General features: G+C 69.8%; 20 protein-coding genes, 1 tRNA gene and 2 pseudogenes. 19 read left to right on the top strand and 4 right to left on the bottom strand.

Translation table 11 applies throughout. The features are described 5' to 3' along the window. Window positions 1-29 precede the first annotated feature (29 nt). The 16 genes and pseudogenes from GTW67_RS16675 to GTW67_RS16600 all read left to right on the top strand — a co-directional run bounded on the left by GTW67_RS16675 (window position 30) and on the right by GTW67_RS16600 (window position 12,826). Entirely contained in the window at window positions 30-464 is a 435-nt protein-coding gene (locus GTW67_RS16675; RefSeq protein ID WP_161165609.1) for a roadblock/LC7 domain-containing protein, read from the top strand. 2 nt (window positions 465-466) lie between these two features. Next, a complete protein-coding gene (locus GTW67_RS16670; protein WP_161165611.1) occupies window positions 467-841 on the top strand; it encodes a DUF742 domain-containing protein in 375 nt (124 codons plus the stop codon). Further along, window positions 819-1,454 carry a GTP-binding protein gene (locus GTW67_RS16665; protein WP_161165608.1) on the top strand — a complete coding sequence of 212 codons (636 nt, stop codon included), beginning with the start codon at window positions 819-821 and terminating at the stop codon, window positions 1,452-1,454. The genes GTW67_RS16670 and GTW67_RS16665 overlap by 23 nt, the downstream gene beginning before the upstream one ends. Beyond that, window positions 1,451-2,026 (top strand): GAF domain-containing protein, encoded by a 576-nt coding sequence (locus GTW67_RS16660; RefSeq protein ID WP_161165607.1) that lies wholly within the window; start codon window positions 1,451-1,453, stop codon window positions 2,024-2,026. Before GTW67_RS16665 ends, GTW67_RS16660 begins: the two co-directional genes overlap by 4 nt. 171 nt (window positions 2,027-2,197) lie before the next feature. After that, window positions 2,198-3,226, top strand: coding sequence for an L-threonine 3-dehydrogenase, zinc-binding type (tdh, locus tag GTW67_RS16655; RefSeq protein ID WP_161165606.1), 1,029 nt, complete (start codon window positions 2,198-2,200; stop codon window positions 3,224-3,226). A gap of 37 nt (window positions 3,227-3,263) precedes the next feature. Beyond that, complete coding sequence (gene kbl, locus GTW67_RS16650; protein WP_161165605.1) at window positions 3,264-4,457, top strand: glycine C-acetyltransferase; 1,194 nt, start codon at window positions 3,264-3,266, stop codon at window positions 4,455-4,457. Window positions 4,458-4,486: 29 nt separating this feature from the next. Continuing rightward, window positions 4,487-5,389, top strand: a complete 903-nt coding sequence (locus GTW67_RS16645; protein WP_161165604.1) for a LysR substrate-binding domain-containing protein — start codon at window positions 4,487-4,489, stop codon at window positions 5,387-5,389. Between the two features lie 65 nt (window positions 5,390-5,454). Beyond that, the gene (locus GTW67_RS16640) at window positions 5,455-6,861 is read left to right on the top strand and encodes a B12-binding domain-containing radical SAM protein (protein WP_161165603.1); all 1,407 of its coding nucleotides are present in this window, start codon (window positions 5,455-5,457) and stop codon (window positions 6,859-6,861) included. After that, window positions 6,842-7,197, top strand: a pseudogene (locus GTW67_RS37720) (transcriptional regulator); the annotation flags it as partial. The gene GTW67_RS16640 and the pseudogene GTW67_RS37720, both read left to right, overlap by 20 nt. 216 nt (window positions 7,198-7,413) lie before the next feature. Further along, on the top strand, window positions 7,414-8,148 hold the full coding sequence (locus GTW67_RS16630) for a Crp/Fnr family transcriptional regulator (RefSeq protein WP_161165601.1): 735 nt from the start codon (window positions 7,414-7,416) through the stop codon (window positions 8,146-8,148). A 115-nt stretch (window positions 8,149-8,263) separates the two neighbouring features. After that, the gene (locus GTW67_RS16625) at window positions 8,264-9,055 is read left to right on the top strand and encodes a hypothetical protein (protein WP_237518897.1); all 792 of its coding nucleotides are present in this window, start codon (window positions 8,264-8,266) and stop codon (window positions 9,053-9,055) included. Continuing rightward, window positions 9,052-9,336 carry a hypothetical protein gene (locus GTW67_RS16620; protein ID WP_161165599.1) on the top strand — a complete coding sequence of 95 codons (285 nt, stop codon included), beginning with the start codon at window positions 9,052-9,054 and terminating at the stop codon, window positions 9,334-9,336. The genes GTW67_RS16625 and GTW67_RS16620 overlap by 4 nt, the downstream gene beginning before the upstream one ends. Then, window positions 9,327-10,073 carry a hypothetical protein gene (locus GTW67_RS16615; RefSeq protein WP_161165598.1) on the top strand — a complete coding sequence of 249 codons (747 nt, stop codon included), beginning with the start codon at window positions 9,327-9,329 and terminating at the stop codon, window positions 10,071-10,073. Before GTW67_RS16620 ends, GTW67_RS16615 begins: the two co-directional genes overlap by 10 nt. Next, window positions 10,070-10,378: a helix-turn-helix domain-containing protein gene (locus GTW67_RS16610; RefSeq protein WP_161165597.1), complete on the top strand. Its 309-nt coding sequence runs from the start codon at window positions 10,070-10,072 to the stop codon at window positions 10,376-10,378. Before GTW67_RS16615 ends, GTW67_RS16610 begins: the two co-directional genes overlap by 4 nt. Beyond that, window positions 10,375-11,490, top strand: a complete 1,116-nt coding sequence (locus GTW67_RS16605; protein ID WP_161165596.1) for a hypothetical protein — start codon at window positions 10,375-10,377, stop codon at window positions 11,488-11,490. Before GTW67_RS16610 ends, GTW67_RS16605 begins: the two co-directional genes overlap by 4 nt. A 661-nt stretch (window positions 11,491-12,151) precedes the next feature. Continuing rightward, the gene (locus tag GTW67_RS16600) at window positions 12,152-12,826 is read left to right on the top strand and encodes a hypothetical protein (protein ID WP_161165595.1); all 675 of its coding nucleotides are present in this window, start codon (window positions 12,152-12,154) and stop codon (window positions 12,824-12,826) included. A gap of 51 nt (window positions 12,827-12,877) precedes the next feature. Here the strand turns inward: GTW67_RS16600 and GTW67_RS16595 are convergent. Continuing rightward, window positions 12,878-13,672, bottom strand: a pseudogene (locus GTW67_RS16595) (serine hydrolase domain-containing protein); the annotation flags it as partial. On the opposite strand from GTW67_RS16595, the gene GTW67_RS38545 reads away from it, so the two are divergent. After that, window positions 13,671-15,083, top strand: coding sequence for an HNH endonuclease (locus tag GTW67_RS38545; RefSeq protein ID WP_524539788.1), 1,413 nt, complete (start codon window positions 13,671-13,673; stop codon window positions 15,081-15,083). The pseudogene GTW67_RS16595 and the gene GTW67_RS38545 sit on opposite strands and share 2 nt — an antisense overlap. A 416-nt stretch (window positions 15,084-15,499) precedes the next feature. Here GTW67_RS38545 and GTW67_RS16580 read toward each other — a convergent pair whose 3' ends face one another. From GTW67_RS16580 to GTW67_RS16570, 3 genes are all read right to left on the bottom strand, one after another. Then, complete coding sequence (locus tag GTW67_RS16580) at window positions 15,500-15,997, bottom strand: zinc finger domain-containing protein (RefSeq protein WP_161165594.1); 498 nt, start codon at window positions 15,995-15,997, stop codon at window positions 15,500-15,502. 46 nt (window positions 15,998-16,043) lie between these two features. After that, window positions 16,044-16,784 carry a hypothetical protein gene (locus GTW67_RS16575; protein WP_161165593.1) on the bottom strand — a complete coding sequence of 247 codons (741 nt, stop codon included), beginning with the start codon at window positions 16,782-16,784 and terminating at the stop codon, window positions 16,044-16,046. Between the two features lie 223 nt (window positions 16,785-17,007). Next, window positions 17,008-17,107 (bottom strand) — tRNA-Gly (locus tag GTW67_RS16570). 204 nt (window positions 17,108-17,311) lie between these two features. On the opposite strand from GTW67_RS16570, the gene GTW67_RS16565 reads away from it, so the two are divergent. Together GTW67_RS16565 and GTW67_RS16560 are read left to right on the top strand one after the other, a co-directional pair. Further along, complete coding sequence (locus tag GTW67_RS16565; RefSeq protein WP_161165592.1) at window positions 17,312-17,671, top strand: MmcQ/YjbR family DNA-binding protein; 360 nt, start codon at window positions 17,312-17,314, stop codon at window positions 17,669-17,671. Between the two features lie 237 nt (window positions 17,672-17,908). Then, window positions 17,909-19,158 (top strand): MFS transporter (locus tag GTW67_RS16560; RefSeq protein ID WP_202437325.1); only part of this gene is annotated, 1,250 nt, incomplete at its 3' end.

Here is a 19,158-nt window from a genome sequence, read left to right as displayed (position 1 = left end):
ACCTTCGTACCCCAAGGAGTCGATCCACCATGGCGAGCGACGCGCCGACCGGCCACGTGTCCGACCTCGACTGGCTGATGAGCGGCCTCGTGCAGCGCGTACCGCACACGACCAGTGCGGTGCTCCTGTCCGCCGACGGACTGGTGAAGTCCGTACACGGCCTCGACGCGGACAGCGCCGACCACATGGCGGCCCTGGCCTCCGGCCTCTACTCCCTCGGCCGCAGCGCCGGCGTCCGCTTCGGCGACGGCGGCGACGTCCGGCAGGTCGTCGTCGAACTCGCCTCGACCCTGCTCTTCGTCACCACCGCCGGCTCGGGCACCTGCCTCGCCGTGCTGGCCGGCCGCGAGGCCGACGCGGCCGTACTCGGCTACGAGATGGCGATGCTGGTCAAGAGCGTCCGCCCCTACCTGGTCACCGCGCCCCGGCAGTACGCCGTGGAACCCCCGGCGATGAGGCCTTGAGGGTGGCCGCGGTCGGCGACGGGCCCTGGCTCGACGACGCGGCCGGACGGCTGGTGCGCCCCTTCACCGTCAGCAACGGCCGTACCCGGCCCACCGTCGCGCTCGACCTGATGTCCCAGGTGATGGCCACGGGGGCGACCCCCCTCGGCTATCTCGGACCCGAACACGCGCAGGCACTCGACCTGTGCCGGGGCCCTCTCCCGGTCGCCGAGCTCGCCGCACACCTGAGGCTGCCGGTGGCGGTCACCAAGGTGCTGCTGTCGGACCTCGTCGACTGCGGCGCGCTGACCACCAAACCCCCCGCCGCGTTCCACCACGACCCCACGGACCGGGCCCTTCTGGAGGCAGTGCTCGATGGACTACGACGACAGCTCTGACTACGGCCACGGCCACGACGACGGCACCGACCCCTTCCCCACCGCGCTGAAGATCCTCGTGGCGGGCGGCTTCGGCGTCGGCAAGACGACCTTCGTCGGCGCGGTCAGCGAGATCGCACCCCTGAGCACGGAGGAACTGCTCACCACCGTCAGCGCCGCGACCGACAGCCTCGACGGCATCGAGAACAAACAAGAGACGACCGTGGCCATGGACTTCGGCCGCATCACCCTCGACCCGCAGCACGTGCTGTACCTGTTCGGCACCCCCGGCCAGGAACGGTTCTGGTTCATGTGGGACGAACTGTGCGAGGGCGCGCTCGGCGCGGTGATCATCGCCGACACCCGGCGCCTGGACGAGTCCTTCGCCGCCGTCGACTTCTTCGAGGAACGCGGCCTCGGCTTCATCGTCGCGATCAACGAGTTCGACGGCTCCCACCGCTACGACCCCGAGGAGGTGCGCGCGGCCATGGACCTCCACCCCGAGATCCCCATCGTGCGCTGCGACGCCCGGATCTCCAGCTCCGGCGTACAGACGCTGCTCACCCTCGTACGCCACCTGATCGCCCACACCCCGGCCCCCACCACCGGGTCCGGCGCCGGAGCCCGCCCATGAGCTACGACCCGCCGCGCCCGGTCGGACGCCTGCTGCTCACCCCCGAGGACCGGGAGGCCCCCGCGCGGGTGCGGCGGCTGCGCCGGCTCGGTCTGGCGGAACGCCCGGACCCGGCCCTGGACGCCTTCGCGGCCCATCTCGCCGGGCTCGTGGAGGCGCCGTACGCGATGGTCAACTTCCTCGTGGAGGGAGGGCAGTTCTTCGCGGGCCTGCGGGTGCCCGACCTCCCGCCCGTGCGGCGCGGCGACGGCACCAGTCCCGAGTTCGGCCGCGTCCAGCCCCGCGACCACGGCTTCTGCCCCCATGTGGTGGTCCGGCGCAAGGCACTGGTCCTGGACGACGTGCGCGACTACCCGCGCTTCGCGGGCAACGCGGTCGTGGACGAGTTCGGCATCCACTCCTACCTCGGCGCGCCGCTCATCGACAGCACGGGCACGGTGCTTGGCACGGTCTCCGCAGCCGACGTGCGGCCCCGGACCTGGGGGAAGGCGGGCCTGGAGGCGGTCAAGGCGTCGGCCGCCGACCTCGTACGGCGCATCGAGCGCAGCGCGGAGGACGGGCTCCCCCTGTGAGGCGGGCCGCGCGCGGGGTGTGAAGGAAAGCTGCGGCCGGGCTTAAGAAAGGCTCGATGGACCCGGGGCGGTCCCGTACGGCAGATTGCTGTGCGATTCCCCTCCCCTTCCCGGACGCGGGCCGCTTCGGCATGCCCGCCGCCGGGACCTCACCCGTCAGGAGCCGTAGCGTTGAAGGCGCTGGTCAAGGAGAAGGCGGAGCCCGGTCTGTGGCTCGCGGACGTGCCCGAGCCCGCCGTGGGACCCGGTGACGTGCTCATCAAGGTGCTGCGCACCGGTATCTGCGGCACCGACCTGCACATCCGGGCCTGGGACGGCTGGGCGCAGCAGGCCATCCGCACCCCGCTCGTCGTCGGGCACGAGTTCGTCGGCGAGGTCGTCGGGACCGGCCGCGACGTCACCGACATCAAGACCGGCGACCGGGTCAGCGGCGAGGGCCACCTCGTGTGCGGCAAGTGCCGCAACTGCCTGGCCGGCCGCCGCCACCTGTGCCGCGCCACCGTCGGCCTCGGCGTCGGCCGCGACGGTGCCTTCGCCGAGTACGTCGCCCTGCCCGCCGCCAACGTCTGGGTGCACCGCGTCCCCGTCGACCTCGACGTCGCCGCGATCTTCGACCCGTTCGGCAACGCCGTGCACACCGCGCTGTCCTTCCCGCTGGTCGGCGAGGACGTCCTCATCACCGGCGCCGGACCGATCGGCCTGATGGCCGCCGCCGTGGCCCGGCACGCGGGCGCCCGCAACGTCGTCATCACCGACGTCAGCCGGGAACGCCTGGACCTCGCGCTCAAGGTCGGCGTCAGCCTCGCCCTGGACGTGTCGAAGGCGACCATCGCCGACGGCCAGCGCGAACTGGGTCTGCGCGAGGGCTTCGACATCGGCCTGGAGATGTCCGGCCGCCCCGAGGCCATGCGCGACATGATCGCCAACATGACGCACGGCGGCCGCATCGCGATGCTCGGCCTGCCCGCCGAGGAGTTCCCGGTCGACTGGGCCCGGATCGTCACCTCGATGATCACCGTCAAGGGCATCTACGGCCGCGAGATGTTCGAGACCTGGTACGCCATGTCGGTGCTCCTGGAGGGCGGCCTCGACCTCGCCCCCGTGATCACCGGCCGGTACTCCCACCGCGACTTCGAGGAGGCCTTCGCCGACGCCGCCAGCGGCAAGGGCGGCAAGGTCATCCTCGACTGGACCGCGTAAGTCATCCGCCTTTCCCCGGAGCTTAGGAGCTTCTGAGATGTTCGACTCCGTGCGCGACGACCTGCGCGCCACCCTCGACGAGATCCGCGCCGCCGGCCTGCACAAGCCCGAGCGCGTCATCGGCACCCCGCAGTCCGCGACCGTCGAGGTCACCGCCGGCGGCCGCCCCGGCGAGGTCCTCAACTTCTGCGCCAACAACTATCTCGGCCTCGCCGACCACCCCGAGGTCGTCGCCGCCGCCCACGAGGCGCTGGACCGCTGGGGCTACGGCATGGCGTCCGTGCGCTTCATCTGCGGCACCCAGGAGGTCCACAAGGAGCTGGAGGCCCGCCTCTCCGCGTTCCTCGGCCAGGAGGACACGATCCTCTACTCCTCCTGCTTCGACGCCAACGGCGGCGTCTTCGAGACCCTCCTCGGCCCCGAGGACGCGGTGATCTCCGACGCCCTCAACCACGCGTCGATCATCGACGGCATCCGCCTCAGCAAGGCCAAGCGCTTCCGCTACGCCAACCGCGACCTGGCCGACCTGGAGACGCAGCTCAAGGCCGCCGGCGAGGCCCGCCGCAAGCTCATCGTCACCGACGGCGTCTTCTCCATGGACGGCTACGTCGCCCCGCTCGCCGAGATCTGCGACCTCGCCGACCGCTACGACGCCATGGTCATGGTCGACGACTCGCACGCCGTCGGCTTCGTCGGCCCCGGCGGCCGCGGCACCCCCGAGCTGCACGGCGTCATGGACCGCGTCGACATCATCACCGGCACCCTCGGCAAGGCCCTCGGCGGCGCCTCCGGCGGCTACGTCGCCGCCCGTGCCGAGATCGTCGCCCTGCTGCGCCAGCGCTCCCGCCCGTACCTGTTCTCCAACACCCTCGCCCCGGTCATCGCCGCCGCCTCCCTCAAGGTCCTCGACCTGCTGGAGTCGGCCGACGACCTGCGCGTCCGCCTCGCCGAGAACACGGACCTGTTCCGCCGCCGGATGACCGAGGAGGGCTTCGACATCCTCCCCGGCGACCACGCCATCGCCCCGGTGATGATCGGCGACGCGTCCGAGGCGGGCCGCATGGCCGAGCTGCTGCTGGAGCGCGGCGTGTACGTGATCGGCTTCTCCTACCCGGTCGTCCCGCAGGGCCAGGCCCGCATCCGCGTGCAGCTGTCCGCCGCCCACTCCACCGAGGACGTGAACCGCGCCGTGGACGCCTTCGTGGCGGCGCGGGCGGAGCTGGACGCCTGACCTGCTCCTCCGGTGAGAGAATCGATCCCGTGATCGAAGCGCGGCGGCTGCACATCCTCCGAGCGGTGGCGGACCACCGCACCGTGACGGCGGCTGCCGCCGCGCTGTACCTCACCCCCTCCGCGGTCTCCCAGCAGCTGACCGCCCTGGAGCAGGAGACCGGGCACCGCCTGGTCGAGCGCGGCGCCAAGGGCGTACGGCTGACCCCCGCCGGCGAGATCCTGCTCAGCCACACCAACGCCGTCCTCGCCCAGCTGGAGCGGGCCGAGGCCGAGCTCGCCGCGTACAGCTCGGGCGAGGCCGGCACGGTCACGGTCGCCGCCTTCGCGACCGGCATCACCCTGGTCGTCGGGCCCGCGCTGGCCCGCCTCGCGGAGTCGGCGCCCGGCATCCGCATCCGCGTCCAGGACGCCGAGGGCGACGCCAGCCTGCCGATGGTGCTGGACCGGCAGGTCGACGTGGCCGTGGCCGTCGAGTACCGCGGGGCGCCGGCCGCGGACGACCCGCGCCTGACCCACGTCCCGCTGTACGCGGAGCCGTTCGACGCCGTCGTCCCGGTCGCCCACCGCCTCGCCGGCGCCCCGGAGGTGCCGCTCGCGGAGCTGGCCAAGGACCCGTGGATCGGGCCCTACCCGGGCAACCCGTGCCACGACGTGGTGGTGCTGGCCTGCGAGACGGCCGGTTTCCAGCCCCGCCTGGAGCACTCCTCGGACGACTTCCGCGCGGTGGTGTCCCTCGCCGCGGCCGACGCGGGCGTGGCGCTCGTGCCGCGCTCGGCGCTGCTCGGCATGGACCTGGCCGGCGTGGTCGTCCGCCCCGTCGACGGCGTCGCCCCCACCCGCCGGGTCTTCGCGGCCGTACGCCGGGGAGCGGAAGGGCATCCGCTGATCCGTCCGGTCCTGGACGCGCTGGAGTCGGTCGCCGAGCGGTAGGCGGTGCCCGCGGCGCGGGCCGCCCGTCGGGAACCGGCCACCCGCCCTCCGCAGTCTGGGCTGTCATGCGCGTGACGATGATCCTCCCGGCCCTGACCGAGGCGACGAGCCCGCTGTTCCGGCCCATCAAGTACTCGCTGTTCCCGCCGCTGGGCCTCGCCACCCTCGCCGGCTACCTGGACCCCGACGACGAGGTCACCCTCCACGACGAGCACGTGGAACGCCTCGACCTCGCCGCCCTGCCCACCCCCGACCTGCTGGTGATCCAGCCATACATCACCTCGGCGCGGCGCAGCTACGAGATCGCCGACCACTTCCGGGCCCGCGGCGCCCACGTCGCCATGGGCGGCCTGCACGTCACCTCGCTGCCCGACGAGGCGGCGGCGCACGCCGACACGGTCTTCACCGGCCCCGGCGAGGACACCTGGCCGCTGTTCCTGAAGGACTTCCGCGACGGCGCCCCGGCCCGCCGCTACGACTCCACCCTGCGCACCCTCGCCGGACTCCCGCCGGTGCGCCGCGACCTGATCAAGCGCCACCTCTATCTCGTCCCCAACTCCCTCGTCGTCTCGCGCGGCTGCCCGCACCACTGCGACTTCTGCTACAAGGACGCCTTCTTCGAGGGCGGCAAGTCCTTCTACACCCAGGCCGTCGACGACGCACTCGCCGAGATCGACCGCCTGCCCGGCCGCCACCTCTACTTCCTCGACGACCACCTCTTCGGCAACCCGCGCTTCGCCGAGGCCCTCTTCGACGGCATGAAGGGCACGGGCCGGCTGTGGCAGGCGGCCGGCACGGTCAACTCCGTCCTGAAACCCGGCCTGTTGGAGCGCGCGGCCGAGGCGGGGCTGCGCAGCCTCTTCGTCGGCTTCGAGACCGTCAACGACGCCAACCTCGCCGAACGCCGCAAGAACCAGAACATCGGCACGGACTACGGGGCCGCGGTACGGCGCCTGCACGACGCCGGGGTGATGGTCAACGCCAGCTTCGTCTTCGGCCTCGACCAGGACGGCCCCGACGTCTTCGACCGGACGGTCCAGTGGGCCGTCGAGCAGGGCGTCGAGACGGCGACCTTCCACATCATGACGCCCTACCCGTCGACCGGGCTGTGGCGCCAGCTGGAGTCCGAGAACCGCATCCTGCACCGCGACTGGGACCTGTACGACACCCGCCACGTCGTCCACCGCCCCCGGGGCATGACGGCCGAGCAACTGGAGGACGGCTACTGGCGGGCCTACCGCGACTTCTACCGCTGGTCCAGCATCTGGCGGGGCGCGACGGCCCAGCCCGGGACGCACGAACGCCTGCGGCATCTCGCGTACGCCGGCGGCTGGAAGAAGTTCGAGCCCGCCTGGGACCTGCTGATCCGGTCGAAGCGGGTGGTCCGGGCACTGCCGGCGCTGGAACGCACACTGAGCGCGTTCGGCGGGCGTTCCGCGAACAGCCGATCCGCTGTGCCGAATCCGGGATAGCGTCCCGGATTCCCGCCTCGCCGAGCACGGCTGGTCGCTGCGCAGGCCGGCGCAGCGCGGCGGGGCGAGCCGGGTACCCCCACCGCGTCCGCCCTGAACCGCCTGTGCGCGGCGTACGGACGGACCATGTCCGGCCTGCTCAGCAGGGTCGAGGCTGAGCCGCCGCTCCTGGTACGCGCCGACGAGCAGCCACTGTTCGAAGACCGCACCGCCGGATTCCTACGACGCTCGGTGTCGCCGCCGCACGCGGGCCTGCGCGGCGAGCACGTCGACGAACGGCTCACCGCTGGCGCCGACATCGCCCACGACCGGCCGCCCGTGTCCGGCCTCGAACAGACCGAACCGGTTCAGCATCGAGTGGGCCTCGTACGTGTCCTTGCCCAGGGCGAACTGTCGGAGCCTGATGTCGCTGGCGATGAACACAGGCTGTGTACGAGACCGGTAGTGGAGCCAGGCACACCACACCGGATGCTCCTCGCACGCTCTTTCCGCCCGAATCCGGGACTGATTCCCTGATCGGGAAGGCACTGGGACTCGACCACGAGGTGGGGCATGGAGCGCGCGATCCGGGGGACAGCATGGCGCGGTACTTCTGACATCGGCGAGCGGCGGCCCGCCCGCTTCCTCGGCAGCCTGTCGGAGCAGGCTCGGGAAGAACTGTTGAGTATCGGTTCCCCGCGGCAGTATCCGCCTGGAGCGAAGATCCTCGTGGAAGGAGGACCGGGCGATTGCCTGGTGCTCCTGGAGACCGGTTACGTGAAGGTCACCAGGAAACGCGCCAACGGGCATGAAGCCCTGATCGCCATCCGGGCCAGCGGAGACGTGGTCGGAGAGATGGCCGTGATCGACGAAGTGCCCAGATCGGCCACGGTGACGGCGGGCGAGGACATCGACGCATACGTCGTCCAACGTCGCCCGTTGCGGAGCTTCCTCTACAAGCATCCCGAAGCCACCCTTCAGATCGTGCGGCTCAGCAACCGCCGCCTGCGCAGTGCGAATTCCTGGCGCATCGCATTCGGTGAGTTCACGGTTCCCGTTCGGCTCGCCCGGGTGCTCACCGAACTTGCCGAGAACCACGGGGAATCCCTCCACTCGCGCACTTTGATCTGCATCGAGCTCACGCAGGCCGAACTCGCGGCGCTCGTGGGAGCACAAGAGAGGGCGGTGCAACAGGCGCTGGCGGGGTTCCGTGAGGCGGGGATCGTGGAGACCAGTTACCGCGAGATGGCGGTGCTCAAGCCGGACCGCCTCCGGGCGATCGGACTCCTGCCGCCGATCGGCCACTGACAGGACTCAACATTCCGCATTTTTGCGTCTTGTTCGGAGAGACCGGTGCTTCGGCAGCACAGTTGGCGACCAGTACCACCGACTATCCGAACTCATCGAGTAGGTGATGGTTCACATGACGTCGCAGCCGACTGTCCGCTCCTGGGACAAGCCCGGGCCGGATAACGACCGCCGCCTCTGTCTGGCGGCGGACATCGAGCAGTACAGCCGCTTCGACACCCCGGGCCAGCGGACCGCACAAGCTCAACTCGCCCGGGTGCTCAAGACGGCAGCCGAACGCAGCGGGTTGGACCACGGAGCATGGTCTGTCCAGCCGCAGGGCGACATGGAGTTCGCGGTCCTCCCGGCAGGCACTTCCGAGCAGGTGGTGCTGGGCGAGTACGTCGCCCACCTCGCGACCGAGCTCGGTGGGTACAACGCCACCCTGCGGCCCGCCGGGCGGATGCGGCTTCGGCTGGCCATCGACACCGGTGTGGCCGCCACCGCCGCCCTGGGCTTCTCCGGCCCCGCCCCGATCGCTGTGGCCCGCTACCTGAACGCACCCGAGGTGAAACGGGCCCTGGCGGCTGCCGGGCCGGCGAGCCTGGTCGTGGTGATCTCCGACCGGCTCTACCAGGACGTGGTGCGCTCGCGGTTCCACGGACATGACCCGGACCAGTACCGCCGTATTCACGTCGAGCAGAAGGGGTTCGCCGGGTACGGCTGGGTCCGGTTGCCCGGTGTGGACCCGCAGGACGTGGGGGAGCCTTGGCCGGACGCGCCGGAGGGCCGGCCGCGTCCCGCAGCGCGAGCGGCGGAGGCAGAACGGCCGAGCTTCGTCCAACAGGGCGTCCACGGAACTGCCGTCCAGGGCGTGATCCACGGATCCGTCGTCCACGGGGTGGTGCCCGGCGGGGCCGGCCGATGAGCGACGTCCCGCTCGCGGGAGGTTGCATCTCCTGCGGGAACGCGGCGGGAGGTAATCGTCAGCAGGACACCTGGGGCCTCTCCGTCCAGGGCCGAACCGGCGACGTGTACTACTACACCGCCTGCGACCACCGTCCCGCCGCGAGCGCGCGACGGTACACGGCCGGCTTCTCGCCGGCCCCCTACGAGACACTGCGCGAGGAGTTGCACCGGATCGCCCGGGCCTGCTCACGCATCGTGGACGGCATGAGTGACGATTCGGGAGGTTCACCATGGGACTGATCCCCTACAACCGGGTGTTCGATGTGCTGGAACACCGATTTCGGCTCGCAGAATTGCCCTTTCCGGTTATCACGGCCGAGGGTCCGATCCGGCTCTCCGCCCTGGCGACCCGGCGGGTGCTGTACGGCAGGTCGTCGGATCCGCGGCTCCGCGAGGAGATCTGGCGCGAGGCCATCGACGCGGCGCAGCGCGACACTGGCACGGCCGGAACCGAACGCCTGCTGGCGCTCTGGCTGGCCTTACCTGCCATGCGACGCACCCTCTACCGGATCGCGATCCGGTGGCCGATCGACCGGCGGGAGCTCGAATCCGAGTCACTCCTCGCCGGACTGACAGTACTCGCGGACGTGGACCCGCGGAGCCAGGAGGGGGGCCGCGAACTGCTGCGCCTCACCACCAATCGACTCTGGGCGTTCGCTCGGGCCCGCACCCAGGAGCGGCCGGTGGCGGACGTCGGGGCGCTGGCCGCCGCTCACCTCTCCGTGGAGTCTCCCGCGGAGTCGCCGGTCGGCGACTGGCACGACGGCTGGGAGCTGAGGGTGTCGCCACCCGCCCGGCCCGACGGCCTGTCGGCGACTGTGCGGTTCAGCGTTGCGCCGGATCGGCTGGAGAGCTTCCGGCTGGGCGAGCTGGCAGGCCACTTTGGTCTCGGAGAGGTCGTGCACCGGGCGCGGCGTCCGAGTGAGGGCAGCCGCATCGGCACCCTGTCGCTGCGTCCGGCAGGAGCGCGACGATGATCCCACGTTCCAAAACCTGGCTGACATTCGGCGAGGCGTTCGACCTGCCGCTGGTCGTCGACCTGCGCACAGCTGCCCGCGCGCTCGGGCTGTGCCCCGGCACCGCATACAAGCTCATTCACCAGGGCGGTTTCCCCTGTCGGTTACTGCGCCTCGGACGGCAGTACCGGATTCCCACCGCCGACCTGCTGCGGGCGCTTGGGATCGAGGAGCGCCCCGTCTACCCGGCTGATCTGCAAGCCGGCGCCGACCTCGCGGAACAGCGACATCGGGCACCAGAGTTCGAAATGGAGGACTATGCATGAGCACCGTAGCGGTCACTGACGCGAAGCCCGAGGATCCGTCGATGACGACCTGCTTCGTCATCGCGCCCATCGGTAACGAGCACGCCCCGAACGGGAGTCCGGAACTCGTGGCATACGAGGAAAACCTGGAGATCTACGAGAAGGTGATCCTGCCCGCCTGCGCCAGGCACGGCATCGTCCCGGTCAGGGCGGACGGGATCGCAGAGACGGGTGAGATCACCGAGCAGATCTGTCGTCATGTGCTGCAGGACGACATCGTGATCGCCGATCTCACCGGGGGCAACGCGAACGTCACCTACGAGCTCGGGATCCGGCACCTGACGGGCAAGCCGATCATCCACATCGGTGAACACGGGCAGCTGCCGTTCGACCTCTCGCTGATCCGGACGATCATGTTCAAGCGCAGCCGGAGCGGTCTGGTCAGCGCGCGCCGGGACTTGGAGACCGCGCTGAAGGGTGCCCTGGACAACCGGTTCGAGCCGCTGACCCCGGCCCGGATCCTGTTCGGGCTGCCGGTGGTGCCGTCGCCGGCAGCTGTGGTCGAGGCGGAACCGGACGACCTGGAGGCCCCTGGACTGTTGGACCGGTTTGCCCGAGTGGAGGCGCAGACGGAAGCGGTCGGCGAGACCACGGAGGCGATCTCCGGGTTCATGACGGTGATCGCCGAAGCCACGCTGCAGATCGGCCCCGTGATGGAGCGGGCCGCCCAGCCGGGGACGCCGATGAGCGCGTGGCTGCCGGCGATGACCGAGTTGGCCAGGTCGATGGCCGAGCCGGCCTCCGGTCTCCGAGAGGCCTGCACTCGTTTCGCCGGACAGATGGTGGAGATGGATGCGGCGGTCCAGGCGGCGTTCGATGTCATCGAGACGATGCCGCCCGAGCAGCGCAGCGGTTCACCGACCGGCTTCCTGGAGCAGATGATCAGTACCGCCGAGTCCACCCACGAGGTGGTCAGCGTGCTCGGCGAGGTCGAGGTCGGCATGCGGTGGCTGGTGAAGATGAGCCGGGAGCTGCGGGGGCCGGGTCGGGACCTCACGGCCGCGGTCAAGCAGGTCAGCGGAGTGATGGCCCGAATCGCGGACTGGGAGCGCAGGGCCCGCGCGTTGATCTGACCGTGAGGCGGACGGCTCTTGCCGCTTCACAGTCGCCCAGCGGCTGAACCGGGCGTACGCGGTCTCGGCAGGCCGCGAGCAGCCCCTTTCATTAGCGAAGCCCCAGGTCTCTGACCTGGGGCTTCGTGCAGGAGCGGATGACGGGAATCGAACTCGCGCTCTCAGCTTGGGAATCACCGTCGCTCGGCGTGATCATCTGGTGTCTGACCTGTGGAAACGACCCCTTAGGGCCGGTCGCTGACCGACCCTGCGGCGCCCGTGTTGACCGCTGTTCGCCGCCCCGAAGGGCACGGCTGGGGCACGGTGCCAGAGCGTTGGTCAGGTACCTCCACGGACGAGAAGGCGGATCGGGTCGCGGACGCGCCTCTGGATCGCCGTACCGGACTCGAACACGAAGTCGGCATCGAGGGCTCGCTGTGAACCCGTGACTGTCTGCAGCTTCGGGAGCAGGTTGACTCTGATACGGCTCTCAGAAGAGATGTGCCTGACGGTGCTGGCCAGGGGCCCGGTGTCCGCCGGCTCGCATGAGTAGGGCCCGCTGGTCTTCGGCTCTTAGCCGATGACTGGGTTCCGTAGCTTGCTCGTTTCCCTGAATTCACTCGATTGGTGGATCCGTCGGTCTTGAGCACCGGTGTTTGCCGGTGGTGCCTACCCTCGCAGCGTGCCAAAGAAGTCGCCCGTGGGGTCAAAGATCTACAAGTTGCTAGCCGAGTCCCGCACTACTGAGCCGTATCCGGTCTGGATGACATGGGAAGGCGTCGCGCGGCAGGTCTACGGCTATGCGTTTGAGACACGCAACGCCCAGCAGTGCGTCAGTCGGCTGCCCTCCGTCGGCGTTCTGCGTTACAGCAATGGCCGTACGGCGGGGCCACGAATCTGGCCTGCGCCTGCCGAATTCTGGTTGCTGAGCCAGGTACGGCGGGTGTTCGACGATGCCCTGCTACCCGTGGACAGTGCGAAGTACAGACCGCCGACGCGTCACGAGGTCGTGGAAGCCTTTCTCAATGGCATCCACGATCAGAAGGTGACGGTGAATCTGGGGCAGGTCGTCACCCTCGTCAATAGGCATTGCGGGACCTCGTTCGATGCGGCGGACGTGCTGTGGTGGCGCTTGGGCCTGGAGAGACATCGGGCGCAAGAGCGGGACGCCTACCTGAACAGGCTCAGTGCCGGCATGAGCAGGCTCTGCATCGAGAGGGCCCGACAAGAAGCTGAAGCACGCAAGGTGTGGCTCGGTCCGTGGCGGGTGGATCCCCAACAGTTGACCGAATGCCCCTGCTGCCACCAGGAGATCTCGTCACCAGCGGCGCTCTCACAAGGAGTCCGAGCCGGGTAGGACGCGGCTCCGAGAGCCAGGCGCGCGTCTCGTGCGAGGGCAGCCGAGTACTCAGGCGAAGCCGAGCTTGCGGAAGGCATTGCGGATGTTCGTCAGGGGCTGACGGTCGCGGGTGTAGTAGAGCTTGTTGGTCAGCAGTACCGCCCACCGGTCTTGGGTGGGGGAGATCCACATGCCGGTGCCGGTGAAGCCGTAGTGGACCCAGACGTCCTGTTCGTGGGTGGTGCCAGGCGCCGGGTGCCAAAACAGGCCGCGCTCGGGCTGGAGGCCACCGGTCTGCACGGTGAGAGAGTGGGTGCTCCATTCGGCGCCGAAGCCGGCCTCGGCGGGGGCCGTAGTGGGGGCGAGCATGTAGCGCAGGAAGACGGCCAGATCGTCGAGGACGGTGAAGGTGCCGGCGATGCCGCACACTCCGCCGAGGAGCCGGGCGGAGAAGTCGTGGGCAATGCCCTTGAGGTGGGTGCCGGTCTCCTGGTCGAGTTCGGTGGGCGCGCACCGGACCGCGATGTCGGCGGGCAGCGGGCCGAAGCGGGTGGAGTCCATGCCCAGCGGGAGCCAGGTCCTCGTCTCGCAGAGCTGGTCGAGGGACTGGCCAGAGAGGTGTTCGGCGAGGTAGCCGAGGATGAGGGCGGCCCGGTCGGTGTACTCGATGGCTTCGCCGGGTGGCCGGTTGAGGGCTTCGTGCAGGACTCCGCGGCGGATGCCGTCGGGGTCGGCGCCATAGAGGTTTTTCAGCTGGGCCCGGAGGGGGAGGCCGGCGGTGTGGGTCAGGAGCTGACGGGCGGTCACGGCCCCGAGCGGGTGGCCGGTGACCTCGCTCCAGAAGGTGCCGAGCGGAGCGTCCATGAGGAGATGCGCGGTATGTAGGGCGGACATTAGTCACCGGCACGGACTCGCGAAGTACTGCTCCGATACCTGCGCCATGGAGGCACGCCGTCCCACCATGCTCGTCTGTGAGGAATGCAGCACCCCGTTCGTTCGGCCAAACCGTCCTGGCGCTCCTCCCCGCTACTGCTCCGAGGAGCACCGGGCCAGTGCGGCAGTGCGCAAGTCCAGGGACTATCACGCAGCTCGCATGGAAGAGCTTCGCTTGCTACGGGGCGACAGAAGGTGCGACGTTTGTGGGGCCGATATCAATCACCGCCAAGGCGGCGCAAAGTACTGCGGCCAGCAGTGCCGCTATGAAGCTCAGGGGCATGTTCCGCTCCAGCCCACAACCCATGAGGAGCGACTGCGTAAGCGTCGAGAGAGGCGGGCCGCCTCACGACCGGTAGTGGTCACTCTCCACTGCAAGCACTGTGGAGACCTCTTTGACGTGCCCAGCGACAAGCCGGGGCGCAAGCCTCAGCGCTGTCAGCCGTGCCGGGATCTCGACAAGGCTCAGGTGCGCTCGGGACCTCATGCCTGCAAGGGCTGTGGTCTGACTGTTCCGACCGAGCGAGGTGTTCTCGCCCTCTACTGCTCTGTCGACTGCCAGGTCACCACGAACAATCTTGTGCAGGCGCAGCGGCGCAAGGCCGAGCGCTCAGAAGCCAAGCGAGACCGGCAGTGCAAGGTCTGCGATCAGCCGATCGAGGTACGGGAACACGGTCTCCGTAAGTACTGTGGTCACTGCTGCTGGTATCGCGCCAACTACATCCCCAGGCCGAAGGCTGATGCCTGCGCCTGGTGCGGAGGCGCAATGTCCCATCGCCGTTCCGACGCCAAATTCTGCGGAAAATCCTGCTACTTGAAGGCCCAGTACAAGCGCAAGGTCGGTACCGCCCTTCGCTCACGCCCTTGTGGCTACTGCGGAGAGACGATGCCGCTCAGCACCGCGCACCGCGTCTACTGCTCAGGCCGCTGCTCCCGCCGTGCCTACTTCGAGGCGAATCGGGAAAGGGTCCGGGCCGCGAAGCGCCGCGGAAACCACCAGCGCCGAGCAATGCTCGCCCAAGGCAAGCGATACACCGTGACCGACCGTGATCTTTCGCGGCTCTGGAGCCGGTACGAAAACGGTTGCGCCTACTGTGGCGAGAGATCCTCACCCCTCCATCAGGAGCACGTCGTCCCCATCTCCCGGGGCGGAGCCGACGGCATCGGAAACCTGGCCCCCGCCTGCCTCAACTGCAACCTCGTGAAAGGCGACCGGACCGTCATGGAATGGCGCCTCGGGAAGAAATCCCCCCGCTACAGAACTTGGCCAGACCGCCAGGTTGGGTCTCGCCTTCCGGCCAGTACACCGCACACCAGCGAGGTCGGCCTCGCAGCACGGTGACGCACCCAGCCGATGAGGTCCTAGTGTCTCAGACGCGACGATCAGCCGCGCGTACCAGTGACTTCGGGGTCTCAATGGACAGCCGGGCTTCGCCCCGGAATCGGTCCGCGGATACCCCGGGGAACAGCCGGTGACGCTTCGCAAGGCATTCGAGCTGGCGGAACAGGACACTGGACTGACGATCCGCGCGCTTGCTGCGGGACTTGCTTGGAAGCGGGAAGGATGCGTGAGCTGCTGGGGATGCCCGACAGCCGCCCTGTGCTGAGGCTCGTCTGACGAGTCACTGGGGAGGGGAGGGCTGCACCGCTCCCCTCCCCAGCGGCTGCCACCGGTCTGCCACTTCCATTGCGGACAGACGCGGGTATGGATCTGTGGGCGGGGACGCTGCTTAACGTCCCGGCCTCAGCCCGCGGCTTTCAGCGCAGACCGTACGCGTGGTTGTAGGGGGCTTTGGCGTCGGTGGCCCGGAGGAAGTGCGGCTCCTTCTTGGGCCTGCCGCCAGCCGTCCTGCAGGCTACTCCGATCGGGGCGCCGCAATCGCGGCACTCCCAGTCCAGGGCTTCCGCCAGCCCTTGCTGCTTGATCTCGGCCATCACAGCCCTGCGCTGTTTCCACCAGGCTTCCCTCTCGGGGCCCGTTGCAGGTGGCTCCGATTCCTGCTGCAGACGGAACGCACGCTGGCGTTCGGGGTCCGCGAGAGGTCCCGACAGGGTCTTGGTGACGACGGCAGTCTCAGCCGCTGCTTCACCGGTTTCCAGATCCGCCTTCAATTCGTCGATCTGCTGACGCAGGTGCCGCTCGAAGTCGTCCAGTGTTGCCCCGGGATGCATTTCTGAGAAGTCCTGGGTCTCCAGGTAGAAGCGGCAAAGAGCGTTGAGCATGGATCGCGTCCTGTGGTTGGTGAACTCGCGCATTGCGGTCCTGTTCGTCCTCTCTTCTGGTGTGGCCGTACGGGCGCCCTCAGAGGTGCTGAGTGAATGCGGTTTCCAGGCGCTCGATGGCGTTCCCATGGGCGCTCAGATGCGGCTGCATCACCCATACGTCCTCACGGAAGGGATCGAACTCCGAGGATTGCCAAGTGTGTTGGACCACGGCCTTCTCCCGCGCCTCCCGTGCCGTGTCCTCCCGTTCGCCAACCGGGATGTCGATCGGGTACGGATGTGTCGCCACGAGCGCCGCATGGCCTGCGACCCAGCGGAGCAGTCGGCCGATCAGTAGTCGGCCGACGCCGCCCAGCCCACGCCACGCCGGTGCGATCCGTGCCCGGTCGATGATGACGACCTGGTCACCACTCACCAGGCACTCCTCCAGATCGGAGTGCAGGCCGAGATCCCCTGACTTGTCGAAGAGCGGTGCGAAGTGCTCGTAGTCGGCGTCGCGCGAGTCCAGCGACTCGTAGACGTTTCCGATGCGCCACAGGTCCAGCGTCAGGCCGGACATTGTGAAGATCGTCAACTCTTGCCGCTCACCATGGAACAATTGGGCCAGCGATACGCCAGGGGTCAGGAGCCGCGTGTTATCGGCCTCGGCTTCGTCGTCGTCCGGCTCCCACAGGGGCAGAATGGCGCGGCAGTGCCATTCGAGTGTTGCGGGATCGTCATGGGCATCGGATGCGATCAAGGAAGCGGACGATTCGAAACGTAGCTCCAGGCGGTTCAGATGCGTCAGGAGGTCCGTCCTGGAGAGTGCGGCTTCGGTCATGAGGCCACACGCTAGCCACGCGGTCGGCTGCGTATGGGGCGATTCCCAAGACAGGTGGCGATCCTCTCGGCAGGCACTCCGGTGCGAGGTGGTGCAAGGTGGCGTGCCACGTGCCCTCCGAACACGGCCTTCGTGCGAGATGGGGCACGCGGAGGGCACGCAGCCCTCCAGGGGGTCAGACAACGACAAAGCCCCAGGCACCTGACCTGAGGCTTTACAAAGGAGCGGGTGACGAGAATCGAACTCGTGCTCTGAGCTTGGGAAGCTCATGGTGTCTCGCGAGGCCCGCGGCCGGGGCTCGGGCGCCGGCTGTCAGCCACCGCCGAGGAAGCCGCCGCCCAGACCGGCATCGCCCTGCTCCAGCCGGACACCGAGACCGACAGCCCCGCTCCGCCGGGCGGACGCGGGCCGGGGCGATCCACGACGACGCGGCAAGTCCCGATGGTGTGCTGCGGCCGGCGACGCTGTACTTCAAGCAGGTCGGCGCCGCCCGGTGAATGTCAGTGGTGGCCGCTACGGTGCCTGACATGCCGGACGCCGAAGACGTACGCCGTATCGCCCTGTCCCTGCCGGACACCACGGAGAAGATCGCCTGGAGCATGCCCACGTTCCGGGTCGCGGGCAAGATGTTCGCCACGCTGCCCGAGGAGGAGACCTCCATCGCGGTGCGCTGCCCCAAGGAGGAGCGCGACGAACTGGTGCTGGCCGAGCCGGAGAAGTTCTGGATCGCCGGTCACGAGGCCCAGTTCGCCTGGGTGCGGGCGCGCCTCGCCGCCCTCGACGGGGAGGACGAGCTGCGTGACATCCTCGCCGACTCCTGGCGCCAGGCCGCCCCCACCCGGCTGCTGGAGGCGTACCCCGGGCTGGGGCTGCCGGCCGGGGGCTGAGAAAAGCCCTCGGGCGTTGTCAGTGCCCCGTGGCATGATCCGAAGACACGCGTGGCAGCCGGGGCCGGAGGGGGGCTCCGGCTGTCAGAAGCGCGGCGGGGATCAGGGCCAGGTCATCGACGGGGGCCTTGCGGGGAGCACGGGCCGGTGAGACCGGTCGGGCAGCGCACAGGGCCGGGCAGAGCGGCCGGGGTGCACGGGAGCCGGTGCGGACCGGCCGGGAGGGGAGCGCGCGGGATGGCCGGGACGACAGCGGGGGGCATGCACGAAGGGCCGGGCCGGAAGGCGACGCGGCCCGTCTGGTCGCGGGACTTCGCCCTGTTCTTCGTCGCCCGGGCCGTCGCCCGGCTCGGCGACACCATGCTGCCCGTCGCCCTCGCCGCCGGCCTGCTCCAGCACGGGTACGGGGCGGGTGCCGTCGGTCTCGCCATGGCCGCGACGGCCGCCGCCTTCGCCGGACTGGTCGTCTTCGGCGGAGTCCTCGCCGACCGGTTCAGCACCCGCAAGCTCATGATCGGCGCCGACCTGGTGCGCCTGGTCACCCAGGCCCTGGCCGCCGCGCTCTTCTTCTCCGGCCACGTCGTTCTCTGGCAGATCTGCGCGATCGGCTTCCTCAACGGCGTCGCGGGCGCCGTGTTCCAGCCCGGCGTCGCCAGCACCGTGCCCCGGCTCGCCTCCGACATCCAGGGCGCCAACGGCGCCATACGCGTCGCCGAGTCCGCGGCCCAGCTCGCCGGCCCCGCTGCCGCCGGACTGCTCGTCGGCTTCGCCTCACCCGGCGGCGTCTTCGCCGCCCACGCCACCACGTACGCGGTCAGCGCCCTGTGCCTGCTGCTGCTCCGCCTGCCCCCGCTCCCGCCCCGGGCCCGCGCCGGGGAGCAGGCCGCGGGCCGGGCCTTCCGCGCCGACCTCGCCGAGGGCTGGCGCGAGTTCCGCGCCCGCACCTGGCTGTGGGCCGTGATCGCCGTCTGGGGCATCTACATGATCGCCGTCTGGGGTCCGACCCTGCCCCTGGTGGCGACCGAGGTCGTGCAGCAGCACGGCCCCCGCGTCTACGGCCTGGTCAACTCGGCCCTGGGCGCCGGCACGGTCGTCGGCGGACTCCTCGCGCTGCGGCTGCGCCCGCGCCGCATGCTCCGCGCGGGCGCCATCGCCCTCTTCGGCTTCGCCGCCTTCCCGGCGAGCGTCGGCGCCGGTCTCGGCGTACCGGCCATGGCCGCCGGAGCCGCCGTCGCCGGCGCCGGGATGTCCTTCTGGGGCGTCATGTGGGCGACCAGCGTGCAGACCCAGGTCCCGACCGACGTCCTCAACCGCATCCATGCCTACGACGTCGCCGGCTCCCTCGCCCTGATGCCCGTCGGCCAGGCTCTCGCCGGCCCCGCCGCCTCCGTGCTCGGCGCGGACCACGTCCTGCTCGTCGCCGGCGCGATGAGCTTCGTGGTCTGCACCGCCCTGCTCGTGATACCGGCGGTACGCGGCCTGGTGCG

It is taken from the genome of Streptomyces sp. SID5910 (assembly GCF_009862125.1).
Lineage (GTDB): Bacteria > Actinomycetota > Actinomycetes > Streptomycetales > Streptomycetaceae > Streptomyces.
The sequence above is the reverse complement of the archived record's forward strand: the minus strand, read 5'-3'. Positions and strand labels throughout refer to the sequence as shown.

Bases quoted from the DNA above. Each gene is read 5' to 3' on its own strand.
- GTW67_RS16625 (WP_237518897.1), top strand. From the start codon at position 8,264: ATGACGTCGCAGCCGACTGTCCGCTCCTGGGACAAGCCCGGGCCGGAT.
- GTW67_RS16615 (WP_161165598.1), top strand. From the start codon at position 9,327: ATGGGACTGATCCCCTACAACCGGGTGTTCGATGTGCTGGAACACCGA.
- GTW67_RS16675 (WP_161165609.1), top strand. From the start codon at position 30: ATGGCGAGCGACGCGCCGACCGGCCACGTGTCCGACCTCGACTGGCTG.
- GTW67_RS16660 (WP_161165607.1), top strand. From the start codon at position 1,451: ATGAGCTACGACCCGCCGCGCCCGGTCGGACGCCTGCTGCTCACCCCC.
- GTW67_RS38545 (WP_524539788.1), top strand. From the start codon at position 13,671: ATGAGGAGATGCGCGGTATGTAGGGCGGACATTAGTCACCGGCACGGA.
- GTW67_RS16610 (WP_161165597.1), top strand. From the start codon at position 10,070: ATGATCCCACGTTCCAAAACCTGGCTGACATTCGGCGAGGCGTTCGAC.
- GTW67_RS16630 (WP_161165601.1), top strand. From the start codon at position 7,414: ATGGAGCGCGCGATCCGGGGGACAGCATGGCGCGGTACTTCTGACATC.
- kbl (WP_161165605.1), top strand. From the start codon at position 3,264: ATGTTCGACTCCGTGCGCGACGACCTGCGCGCCACCCTCGACGAGATC.
- GTW67_RS16565 (WP_161165592.1), top strand. From the start codon at position 17,312: ATGCCGGACGCCGAAGACGTACGCCGTATCGCCCTGTCCCTGCCGGAC.
- GTW67_RS16620 (WP_161165599.1), top strand. From the start codon at position 9,052: ATGAGCGACGTCCCGCTCGCGGGAGGTTGCATCTCCTGCGGGAACGCG.
- GTW67_RS16640 (WP_161165603.1), top strand. From the start codon at position 5,455: ATGCGCGTGACGATGATCCTCCCGGCCCTGACCGAGGCGACGAGCCCG.
- GTW67_RS16580 (WP_161165594.1), bottom strand. From the start codon at position 15,997: ATGCGCGAGTTCACCAACCACAGGACGCGATCCATGCTCAACGCTCTT.
- GTW67_RS16575 (WP_161165593.1), bottom strand. From the start codon at position 16,784: ATGACCGAAGCCGCACTCTCCAGGACGGACCTCCTGACGCATCTGAAC.
- GTW67_RS16605 (WP_161165596.1), top strand. From the start codon at position 10,375: ATGAGCACCGTAGCGGTCACTGACGCGAAGCCCGAGGATCCGTCGATG.
- GTW67_RS16665 (WP_161165608.1), top strand. From the start codon at position 819: ATGGACTACGACGACAGCTCTGACTACGGCCACGGCCACGACGACGGC.